The organism is Perspicuibacillus lycopersici (assembly GCF_025660475.1).
Lineage (GTDB): Bacteria > Bacillota > Bacilli > Bacillales > Caldibacillaceae > Perspicuibacillus > Perspicuibacillus lycopersici.
This window is the reverse complement of sequence record NZ_JAOUSF010000003.1, coordinates 177,805-189,908: the sequence shown is the minus strand read 5'-3', so window position 1 is coordinate 189,908 and position 12,104 is coordinate 177,805. Positions and strand designations below refer to the sequence as shown.

Below are 12,104 nucleotides of genomic sequence, written 5' to 3'. Positions count from 1 at the left end.
TTGTCTATTTTCTTAACAAAAAGGAGTCATTAGAATGTATCGAACAGTAATGAATGCTAAATTGCATCGTGCACGCGTAACAGAGGCAAATTTGCAATATGTAGGAAGCATCACAATTGATGAGGATTTGCTAGATGCTGTTGGAATGGTTAAAAATGAAAAGGTTCAAATTGTAAATAATAATAATGGTGCAAGATTTGAGACTTATATCATCCCGGGAAAACGTGGTAGCGGCGTTATTTGTTTAAATGGTGCTGCAGCCAGACTAGTTCAACCAGGCGATATCGTCATTGTTTTATCGTATTGCATGGTTTCTGATGCGGAGCTAGCCAATCATCAACCGAAAGTAGCGATATTAAATGAAAATAATCAAATAGTGGATATGATCCACTACGAACCAGAGCGTGAAATAATTGAATCGTAAAATAATTTGACAGCCTTTGCCGTAAGCGAAGGTTGTTTTTTTCACTATTTTAGTAAAGAACAAAACAATTGGGAAAAATAATAATATCTTTATATTAAGGACGTCTTCGCTTATTTTTGATACTATATTAACAAGGAATTTTTTCATTGGATGTTTCAAGTCTGTTTTTCGATATATTTTTTTATTATGAACTGCTGAGCAAGGTAAATACATGGTAGACTCTTGTAGGTATGTGAAGTTTATTCACTCAGCGGTCACAAATGATAAATAAAATTGATGAGAAGCTATTTTTAGAAAACAGCCGTTAATGAACAGCGTTTTTATAGATACTAGAGGTGTTTACTTTGAATAAATTTGTAGTGGTAGATATTGAGACAACTGGGAACTCATTAAAAAAAGGTGACCGTATCATTCAATTCGCAGCAGTTATTATTGAAAATGGTGCAATTGTAGATACATACACAACGTATATCAATCCAGAAATCATGATTTCCCCTTTCATAACCGAATTAACAGGCATCGATAATACTACCGTAGCAGATGCACCGTTATTCCATGAAGTAGCAGATTCCATTGCTAACCTTTTGGAGGATGCTTGTTTTGTCGCGCATAATGTTCATTTTGACTTAAACTTTCTACAAGATGAATTAGAATTAGCAGGATTACCAAAACTAGCCTGCCCAATTATTGACACAGTAGAAATGTCAAGAATTTTAATGCCAACATTGGATAGCTATAAACTAAATGATATTGCAATCGTTGCTGGTTTTGATCATGACAGACCACATCAGGCGGATAGTGATGCCTTTGTAACAGCAGAGTGGTTTTTATCTTTATATGACAAGGCGTTGCAATTACCAACTGAATTATTGAACCAGTTGTACAAACTTTCTAAATTACTGAAAACGAATGTAGCTGAGTTATTTTCGTATCTTATCCGTAATAAAGCAAATCAACAGCAAATTCCAGAAACCTTGCAATTTTTTCGAGGATTAATGCTTAAAAAGGTACAAATAGCGCCTATTACGCATTCTGAACCGGTAGCATTTCCTAGTGATAGGAAGGAAAAAATGGAGTTATTACAAAAAGGCTATTCCGCTCAATATGAAGAGCGAACGGAGCAAGGCGATATGATTCAGTTTGTCTATGATTCGTTGCGTGAAGGGGATATAACTTTAGTGGAGGCAGAGCCAGGGTTTGGTAAAACAATTTCTTATTTATTGCCAGCTGCAATTTTTTCCATTAATAAAGAACAACCAGTTATTATTGCTACCCATACCATTTTGCAGCAACACCAAATTATAGAGAATGAATTGCCACGACTTAATAAAATGTTAAACAAAAAAATTAATGTCCAGGTTATTAAAGGAAAAAGTCATTACTTGAATTTATGGAAATTCGAACGGATTCTTCGCCAGGAAAATGAACACTATGATGAAATTATTACAAAAATGCAGATTTTGGTTTGGCTAACAGAAACAGAAACTGGTGACGTAGATGAATTAAATTTATCTAGTGGTGGAATTCACTTTTGGTACCGAGTATCATCGACATCAGTGGAAAATGAAACAGAAATTAATCCGTGGGGAAAAATGGAATTTTATCAAAGAGCGATGTATCGTGCGGCAAATGCAAATTTAATTATTACGAACCATCATTTTTTGTTAGCGGATGTAACTGGAAATATACGATTTTTACCGTCTTATGATTATGTGATCATTGATGAGGCACATCATTTTGAGAAAAATGCAACCAAATTTTATGGAAATCAAATAAGTTATCGGAAGATGAAGTATTTGCTTGGTCAATTAGGTACTGTTGAACAACAGAAGCTGTTAGGAAAAATATATCGTTTATTAATTGATAAAAATATACATATGCAAACAAATGCGACAACATTAAATAAACATATCGAAAGCTTCACCAATATGTGTGAGGAATTTTTCCAGCTCTGTCTGTCTTTTTCAAAAAAACGACAAAAAAATGCCTATGGTAAGGTCTCCACTTCGATTTCCTTTTTAGACAATAGCAGACTTACGTATGCATGGGAGCGATTGTATGATGCATTCACCATACTATATGAAGACTTTGAAAACTATTATGAAAAGCTTTCAAATATGTATTCCCTACTATCAGAAGCTGAAAAAATTATACTCGAGGATTTCTTATTATTGTTATTGGATTTTCAAACAATGGAACGTTTCCATCAGGATGTTTTTTATCAACAGGATGTTATCATTTGGATGGAAACAGATGATCGATCACCATTACCATCCTTAGTTCTTTATAGTCAGCCTTTATTTGTTGGCGAACAATTAGCCGAAACATTATATTCCGAGAAAAAATCCATCATTTTTACGTCAGCAACATTAACGGTGAAAAATTCATTTGCTTACATTATGGAGCAACTCGGATTGAATCATTTTCCCGTCCATTATAATCAATATAAGGCACCGTTTTCTTACACAAATCAAGTCAATTTGTATGCGATGGAGGATTTACCAAATATTTCAGAGGTAGATGAGCAAGAATTTATTGCGACAATTAGTAGCTATATTACCTCGATAGCTGAAGCGGTCGAAGGTAGAATGTTAATTTTATTTACCTCACATGAAATGTTGAAACATACGTATTATCTTGTGAAAGAAAGTGGGTTACTGGAGGATTATGTGCTACTAGCACAAGGGATTTCTGGCGGTAGCTCCCAACGACTACGAAAACAATTTGGCAGATTTGATAAGGCGATATTATTCGGCTCTTATACGTTTTGGGAAGGAATGGATATTGGCAAGGATGCGTTGTCGGCAATCATTATGATTCGACTCCCATTTACCTCACCGAAAGAACCAGTACATCATGGGAAGGTACAATTGTTAAAAGAACAAGGAAAAAGTGCTTTTTATGAATTTTCTTTACCTGAAGCTGTCATTCGCTTTAAACAAGGCTTTGGCCGATTAATCCGTTCGAAAGAAGATACAGGTAATTTTATCATTTTTGATAAGCGGATATATACAAGTAAATATGGAACAACTTTTCTCCAATCAATACCGAAAACACCATTACAATTAATGACAATTGATGCTTTATGTAATAAACTAGAAGCGAATCGAGTGGGTACGAATTCAAAGGATCCAGAAGATTAATGGAAGTTATGTACAATTGGAAATGATTAGCTGCGTAAAAATTACGCAGCTTGTGTGTGTGGACTAGAATGTGTATTTTAGTTGAAAATTTAAGGTAATCCATTTGTGTAACAACTTTCTAATATGTATTGTTACCATCTGTACCTCGCGTATAAGTAGAAAATTTTGTGCAAATTTCTAGTAGGATTTTTGTATGGTAAGGAAGTTGGAGTGTGACATATGAAACAGAAAATAATTATTATTGTTCTTTTCTTAGTAGTCATTATTGCTATCGGTTTAGTACTTGTTTATCATTTTTCAACAGATGATTTAAAGCAAGATAAAGATTTGGCAGTAGAACGAGCAAAGGAATTCACGAATATAACAACTGTCGAAACAATCGAATGGTTTCATTACATAGACAATTATTATGTAATTAAAGGAAAAAATAACAAAAAAGAAAGCATTATTGTTTGGGTTCCAGATAATCCAAAGAACAAAGAAATTGTTGTAAAAAAAGCGAAAGATGGATTAGCAGAGGAAGAGGTTGTCTCATTGCTTTCCAATGGGTTAGATAACTTTTCAAATGATAAACGGCCAACGGAAATTATTGATATTAAGCTAGGGATGGTAGATAATGCACCAGCATATGAAATAACGTACCGTGACCAAAAGAATCGCTACAGTATAATATATATTGATTTTTATAAAGGTGATTGGTATCGAGTATATAATTTATAAAATCGTGTGAAATTTTCGTGAAATAATTTTTAAACATGGTATGATAACGATAGCAAGTTTAAAAATAGAAACTAAAAATGGGAGTGGTCTCATTGAAATTAGCGGAGAGAATGAACACATTAACGCCATCGACAACATTAGCAATTACTGCTAAAGCAAATGAAATGAAAGCACAAGGAATTGATGTTATCGGTCTAGGAGCAGGAGAACCCGATTTTAATACTCCTGAACATATAATCGAGGCTGCTTATCAGTCGATGATAAATGGACAAACAAAGTATACGCCTGCCGGTGGATTGCAAGAATTAAAAAATGCAATCATTGAAAAATTTTTAGCAGATCAGCAAATTCGATACGAGCCAGCAGAAATCATCGTTACAAATGGTGCGAAGCATGCATTGTATACATTGTTTCAAGTACTGCTTGACGATGGAGATGAAGTAATCATCCCGTCACCATATTGGGTAAGTTACCCAGAACAGGTAAAATTAGCTGGGGGAGAACCAGTAATTGTCGAAGGATTAGAAGAAAACCAATTCAAAATTTCACCAGAACAATTGCGTTCAAAAATCACGAAAAAAACGAAAGCAATCGTTATTAATTCGCCAAGTAATCCAACAGGCGTCATGTATACAGAGGAAGAATTGCATGCAATAGGAATTGTTTGCATGGAAAATAATCTTCTAATTATTTCCGATGAAATATATGAAAAATTAGTATATGGAAATGGAAAACATGTTTCTATCGCACAAATTTCAAATGAATTAAAAGAACAAACAATTATTATTAATGGTGTATCGAAATCACATGCGATGACTGGTTGGAGAATTGGCTATGCAGCTGGAAACAAAGAAATCATTAAAAAAATGACCTCATTGGCAAGTCATAGTACTTCGAATCCAACAACTACTTCACAATATGCGGCAATTTCTGCCTATAGAGGAAGCCAGCATGCAGTAAAAGAAATGCAAAAGCAATTTGAGAAACGATTAACCATCATCTATGATAAACTTATCGCAATACCTGGTTTTACTTGTATTAAACCAGAAGGAGCATTTTACCTATTTCCAAATGTAATAGAAGCAGCGAAAAATTGTGGCTACTCCAATGTAGATGATTTTGCAAAAGCACTTCTGGAAGAAGCACATGTAGCAGTAGTACCTGGATCTGGCTTTGGCTCACCAGATAATATACGTTTATCGTATGCAACGAGCTTAAATTTATTAGAAGAAGCAATCAGACGGATAAATCATTACGTATTGAAACATATGAAATAATCTGCTTAAGCGATTAGTAGTTAACATTGCTTGTCTAACCAGTGAGTTGTATAATAGGTAACATATGGATAAATCAATTATTGTACTAATTGATGTAGTAGAAGTTTTTTGGAGGGAATATAGTGAAGACCACGATAGCAGAAGTCAAGAATTATGTTGGCCAAGAAGTAACGATTGGCGCATGGTTATCAAATAAGCGTTCTAGCGGGAAAATTGCATTTTTGCAATTACGTGACGGAACAGGCTTCATTCAAGGCGTTGTAGTAAAGAATGAAGTAACAGAAGATGTGTTTCAATTAGCAAAATCATTAACACAAGAATCTTCCCTTTACGTTAAAGGGATTATTCAAGAGGATACCCGTTCTCCATTTGGTTATGAACTATTGGTTCACCATGTAGAATTGATTCATCAATCTACAGATTATCCAATTACACCGAAAGAACACGGAACCGAATTTTTAATGGATCATCGTCATTTATGGCTTCGTTCGAAACGTCAACATGCCGTAATGAAAGTTAGAAATGAAATCATCCGGGCAACTTACGAATTTTTTAACAATAATGGGTTTGTAAAGGTTGATCCACCAATCCTAACAGGAAGTGCACCTGAAGGGACTACAGAATTATTCCATACGAAATATTTTGAAGAAGATGCTTATCTTTCTCAAAGTGGCCAGTTATATATGGAAGCGGCCGCTATGGCACTTGGAAAAGTATTTTCCTTTGGACCAACATTCCGTGCAGAAAAATCAAAAACGCGTCGCCATTTGATTGAATTTTGGATGATCGAACCAGAAATGGCATTTTATCAATTTGAAGATAATCTGAAAGTTCAAGAAGAATATGTTTCCTATATTGTTCAATCAGTTGTAAAAAATTGTCAGTTGGAATTAAACACACTTGGTAGGGATTTATCCAAATTAGAAAAAGTTACTGCCCCTTTCCCGCGTATGCATTATGATGACGCAATTAAGTTTTTACATGAACAAGGATTTGACGATATAGAGTGGGGGGATGATTTTGGCGCTCCTCATGAAACCGCAATCGCAAATTCATTTGATAAACCAGTGTTTATTACGCATTACCCAAAAGCAATTAAACCATTTTATATGCAACCAGATCCAACGAGAGATGATGTTGTTTTATGTGCCGATTTAATTGCTCCAGAAGGATATGGTGAAATCATTGGTGGCTCTGAGAGAATTCATGATTTTGAACTATTGAAGAAAAATATTGAAGCACATGATTTACCATTAGATTCTTATGCTTGGTATTTAGATTTAAGGAAATATGGATCTGTTCCACATTCCGGCTTTGGTTTAGGATTGGAAAGAACAGTAGCATGGATTTCTGGAACAGAACATGTACGTGAAACGATTCCATTCCCAAGATTATTAAATCGTTTGTACCCTTAATTGTATGAATTAAGAAAAACTGCCAGTTAGCGGTAATTCAGACTGTAGATGAACGAACCCGAAAATTTTCGAGTTAGTTGCCTACAGTCTTTTTTCTATCGATTATAGAACTAATAAGCTCGTAAATTAACGTATTTTAATCGTTATCTTATCAAATATATAGAAAAAAGGGTGACGGGTCTTCTTGCTTCTATTATTTAGATCTGTTTTTTTATGGGTTGCTGTCAAAGGGAAACTAACAAATGAAGCAACTAGATTCTTTACAGAAAATTGTTCTATTTTTGTTAATCGTAATTATCCTTATCAGTCCAAATAAATCATGATATACTATTTTTGAGGTGCATTTTATGAAAAATAATATAATACTGTCTTGGATTGAAGAAGGGGTAGTTTCGATACCTTCTTTTTTATTCAGTGAATATAAAAGTATCGGTTTAACAGATTTGGAATGCATGTTAATTTTGCAGCTACATGCGTTTATGGAAAAGGGGAATAGCTTCCCGACATTAGAGGAGCTTTCGAATCGAATGACCCTCTCATTGGAACAATGCTCCCAAACATTAGGTTCATTACTTACACGTGGGTATTTAGAAATTTTAAAGGGCCATACAGATCAAGGGATATATTTCGAAAAATATTCGTTACAGCCACTATGGAAGAAACTCATCAATCATCAGTTATTAGTAGAAAAAGAGCAGACAGAACAGCAACTAAAGCTTGAAGAAGGTTCCTTATTTACGATTTTTGAACAGGAATTTGCAAGACCACTTTCTCCGATGGAATGTGAAACATTGGCAATGTGGATTGACAACGATCATCATAATCCAGCGTTAATAAAAGCTGCATTACAAGAATCCGTAATGTCTGGAAAGCTTAACTTCCGCTACATTGATCGGATACTTTTCGAATGGAAGAAAAATGGTATACAAACAGTGGATCAAGCAAAACAACAAGGAAAAAAATTTCGGTCTCATCAGCAAAAGACGAAAGTGGAGGAACGGAAAAAAGGTGGCACAGATACTGTCCCATTTTATAACTGGCTAGAAAGTTAAGAGGTAATGAGAATGCTAACGAAAAAAGAAATACGATTTAGTTTAGATGAAATGGCGAAAATGTTTCCAGATGCGCATTGTGAATTACATCATTCCAATCCATTTGAGCTTGTTATTGCGGTAGCTTTATCTGCACAGTGCACAGATGTATTAGTCAATAAAGTAACGAAAGACCTTTTCCAAAAATATAAAACGCCTGAGGATTATTTAAGTGTGTCATTGGAAGAGCTACAACAAGATATTCGGTCCATTGGACTTTATCGCAATAAGGCGAAAAATATTCAAAAGCTATGTCGAATTCTTTTGGATAAGTATAATGGTGTCGTTCCGCAGGATAGAGATTTATTGATGGAACTTCCAGGGGTTGGTAGAAAGACTGCAAATGTTGTTGTCTCCGTTGCCTTTGGAATACCAGCAATTGCGGTTGATACACATGTTGAAAGAGTAAGTAAAAGGCTAGCATTTTGTCGCTGGAAGGATAGTGTTTTAGAGGTAGAAAAGACCTTAATGAAAAAAGTACCAAAGGATGAATGGTCGGTTACTCATCATCGGATGATTTTTTTTGGTCGGTATCATTGTAAGGCACAATCTCCAAAATGTTTAGACTGTCCATTACTGTCCATTTGTCGGGAAGGAAAAAAGAGAACAAAAGGAAAACAATTAAATGAAAATAGCTAATGAATTAGATGTTTCCAACTTTTATGTAGAACAGTGGACGCCTGCTACTTTTTTCCCAATGGAAAATCAATATTTTTTAGGAGAGCTGGATGCCACCGAGCTTCCTTGGCTACAAGCAGAACTTCCGCTAGCTTCATTACGGGAAGAATGGAATCAATTATATGAAGAAATTCATGGACTTTTTCGTAATCGAGAAAAGCAAACTATTCCTGTTTTAATGGCGAGAGCAAGCGCGGTATTTATCCGACTGTTATTTTGGAGCAATCAGCAGCCAGTCCAATTGAAATTTCTATTAGAAAGAATAGAAACATTAGAAATTAAGCCTGCAAATATTGGGGATCGATTAGGATTTATTATTAGCAATCCGTTGATTCATCATTCCATTGTTCAACTATCTGAATTGATGCTAGAACAGCAAAAAAAATATTATAAATATTTAGCAATGAAAAAAAGAGCAACCAATAAATAATAATTGGTCGCATCATACTGTCGACAAAAGGCATTGAGAGTCCTCTCGGTGTCTTTTTTTATTTTTGGATAGAATTGCTTTTAAATTCCGTTGATTTCCGCTCCGGGCATTTTGCTTTTTTCGGGGCGGTGAGCTTCCTTGTCGCTGTGCTCCTGCGGGAAAAGTGGCTCGACCGCGCCCGCGGAAAGCGTCCACCCTTTTTTCCAATCAACCTACATTATTTACATCATTCTAAAAGAAAAAAGAGTGTAGACAAACTCGGAAATTTTCAAGTTTGTCTACACTCTGGAGCAACCAATAAAAAATAATTGATTGCTTTTTCGTTTTTATTACTTATTTATTCTTCATCGCGGCGGGCGTTATGGTCGTTTCCGAAACTATCTCCACCATTGCCATCGTTTTCGCCGTCATCATCTCCACCATCGTCGGCTCCTCCGTCGTCATCTCCGCCATTGCCATCATCATTACCATTATCATTGCCGTCACCATTACCGTTGCCATTGCCATTGCCATCACCATTACCGTTGCCATCCCCATCATTGCCATTGTCTCCATTATTTGGAGGGTCAGCAGGGAGTGTTTCATCCACTAATGAGGTTAAATCTAGGTTAGTCGTAGCTGGGTCGCTCTTCTTGTCTTTATAAACGGCATAAACAGTAAATGTATAATTTAATCCAGGTGTAATATCTTCGACTTTCAGTCCTTTTTTATCTGTTTCGGCTAAAAGCTCATCACTAGATCCATTGATGGAAACATATACTTGATATTTCATATCTTTCATGTCTTTGTAATTCCAAGCCAATGTTACTTGGTTCTTCTTCTCATCAAATTCACTAGTAAGTTTTTCAACAGGTGATACGACATTATATTTTTCCGATACTTCTGTTGGTTGATTTCCTTTAACAAAGTATTCATAAACAATTTGATCTTCAGGAGTTAAATCACTAGCAAGCTTTGCAGGATTCGTCCCTTTTTCGATTCCTAATTTAACAACACTATCTGGCTGTTTAAAGTCAGCCGTTTCGACTCCATCGTGTACGGTAGTCATTAATTGACGGAAAATTTTCTGTGGAAGCTTTGTATCATCCACAGGGTTTTTCTTTTTATCATAGCCGACCCATACAGCAGCTGTATAGTTAGTGGAATATCCAGCAAACCATGCATCTGGTGAGCCATCCTTTAGATTATATTTTTCCAGCTCTTCATCGGTATAGTTTGTTGTCCCAGTTTTACCTGCTATCGGTACGCCAGCAACTTTTGCTTCTACCCCAGTTCCGCTTTGCACCGCAGTTTTTAACATGTCAGAAATCATAAACGCTGTATAATCCGACATTACGGTTTTCGACTTTGGTTCTAAATTGATTTCGGTAATACCGTCAGAAAGTACAATTTTGCGAATGGCATGTGGTTCGTTATAAACACCATTATTACCGAAAGCACTATAAGCACCTGCTAAATCAACAGGAGCAATCCCGGTAAGGAATCCACCAATCGCATACGGCTCATAAATAGTATCCTCTAAAGGAATTCCTAAATTAACACCAAATTCTCTTGCCTTTTCTGTGCCAACGGCTTGAAAGGCTTTAACAGCAGGAATATTTAACGATTTCATTAACGCAAAGCGCATTGTAACAGGACCATTGTATTTCTCGTTCCAGTTATTAAGTGGTGTTCCATCAGAATAGGTATGTGGTGCATCATCAAGTATTTGATAGGTTGACCATTTTAAATACTCGATCGCAGGCCCATAATCTAATACTGGCTTAATCGTGGACCCTGGTTGTCTTTCAATATCAATTGCATAGTTTATTCCGCGACGAACTTTTTGATGTCGCCCACCACCAATTGCTCGAATTTCCCCAGTTTTTGTATCGAGTAGGATAACTCCAGCCTGAATCTCATCATTAGGATACTTTACATATTCATTCGTATTTAATATTTTATCGACCATCTTTTGTGCATTCGGATCTAAAGTAGTATGAATTTCCAAGCCATCACTATATACATTGTAGCCTAATTCTTCTACTTCATCGATAATTTGATCGACAAAGGAATCATAAGGTGAATCGTCGGAAGTACTTTCTTCATCCTGCTTTGCAATCAATGTTTCAATTTTTATACTTTGCGCTTCCTTCATTTCCTCTTCTGAAATGAAACCGTGTTGATTCATTAAAGAAAGCACTAGATTTTTTCTTTCATCTGCTAAATCCGGATTTACAAATGGATTATAAGCGTTTGGACGCTGTGGCATACCCGCAATAAGGGCAACCTCAGGTAATGTAAGTTCATCTAATTCTTTACCAAAATAAGTTCGTGACGCTAGCTTAATACCGTATATATTACCGCCCATAGGAATTTTGTTCACATACATTTCAAAAATTTGTTCTTTCGTAAAATGCTGTTCTAGCTGGTAAGCTAACCATGCCTCATGTGCTTTCCGCTTAATTGTTTTTTCATTAGATAAAAAGGACAGTTTTACTACTTGTTGGGTCAGTGTACTTGCCCCTTGGGAACCGAATCCGTTAGTAACATTTCCTAATACAGCCCCACCTAAGCGGATTAAATCAATTCCATGATGCTCAAAAAAGCGAACATCCTCTGTCGCGAGTATTGCATTTTTTACTAAATCGGGTATTTCATCAAATTCTACTAAATCTCTTTTTTCTGCCCCTAATTCGATAATAAGATTATCATCTTTATCGTAAATTTTAGAGGATACAGGGTCCTGGAGTTTTTCTGGATCAAAGTCTGGCGCATCACTAATCATATAGGCGAATGTTCCAATTCCTCCAATTAACCCAACAAAACCTACTACTAAACATATAAGAAAAATTTTTTTTGCGATTTCTTTTGCTGATTTATTTGTTTTTTTCTTCTTTTTTGTGGCTTCTCGTTTTTGTGTTCGGGATTTATATTGTTCTCCCAT

The 12,104-nt window shown here is 35.6% G+C and carries 9 protein-coding genes; 8 read left to right on the top strand and 1 reads right to left on the bottom strand.

What is annotated here, in order from left to right; all coding sequences use genetic code 11:
- Positions 1-34: 34 nt before the first annotated feature.
- From panD to OEV98_RS08900, 8 genes are all read left to right on the top strand, one after another.
- Positions 35-424 carry an aspartate 1-decarboxylase gene (gene panD / locus OEV98_RS08935; RefSeq protein WP_263072925.1) on the top strand — a complete coding sequence of 130 codons (390 nt, stop codon included), beginning with the start codon at positions 35-37 and terminating at the stop codon, positions 422-424.
- Positions 425-768: 344 nt separating this feature from the next.
- Positions 769-3,567 (top strand): ATP-dependent DNA helicase DinG, encoded by a 2,799-nt coding sequence (dinG, locus tag OEV98_RS08930; protein ID WP_263072924.1) that lies wholly within the window; start codon positions 769-771, stop codon positions 3,565-3,567.
- A 219-nt stretch (positions 3,568-3,786) separates the two neighbouring features.
- A complete protein-coding gene (locus OEV98_RS08925; protein ID WP_263072923.1) occupies positions 3,787-4,287 on the top strand; it encodes a cell wall elongation regulator TseB-like domain-containing protein in 501 nt (166 codons plus the stop codon).
- 92 nt (positions 4,288-4,379) lie between these two features.
- Positions 4,380-5,564 carry a pyridoxal phosphate-dependent aminotransferase gene (locus OEV98_RS08920; protein WP_263072922.1) on the top strand — a complete coding sequence of 395 codons (1,185 nt, stop codon included), beginning with the start codon at positions 4,380-4,382 and terminating at the stop codon, positions 5,562-5,564.
- Positions 5,565-5,686: 122 nt separating this feature from the next.
- Positions 5,687-6,979: an asparagine--tRNA ligase gene (gene asnS, locus OEV98_RS08915; RefSeq protein WP_263072921.1), complete on the top strand. Its 1,293-nt coding sequence runs from the start codon at positions 5,687-5,689 to the stop codon at positions 6,977-6,979.
- A 347-nt stretch (positions 6,980-7,326) separates the two neighbouring features.
- A complete protein-coding gene (locus tag OEV98_RS08910; RefSeq protein WP_263072920.1) occupies positions 7,327-8,031 on the top strand; it encodes a DnaD domain-containing protein in 705 nt (234 codons plus the stop codon).
- A gap of 12 nt (positions 8,032-8,043) precedes the next feature.
- A complete protein-coding gene (nth, locus tag OEV98_RS08905; protein ID WP_263072919.1) occupies positions 8,044-8,709 on the top strand; it encodes an endonuclease III in 666 nt (221 codons plus the stop codon).
- Positions 8,696-9,178: a YpoC family protein gene (locus OEV98_RS08900; protein ID WP_263072918.1), complete on the top strand. Its 483-nt coding sequence runs from the start codon at positions 8,696-8,698 to the stop codon at positions 9,176-9,178. The genes nth and OEV98_RS08900 overlap by 14 nt, the downstream gene beginning before the upstream one ends.
- Positions 9,179-9,515: 337 nt before the next feature.
- On the opposite strand, the gene OEV98_RS08895 is transcribed toward OEV98_RS08900, so the two are convergent.
- Positions 9,516-12,104 (bottom strand): penicillin-binding protein 1A, encoded by a 2,589-nt coding sequence (locus OEV98_RS08895; protein WP_263072917.1) that lies wholly within the window; start codon positions 12,102-12,104, stop codon positions 9,516-9,518.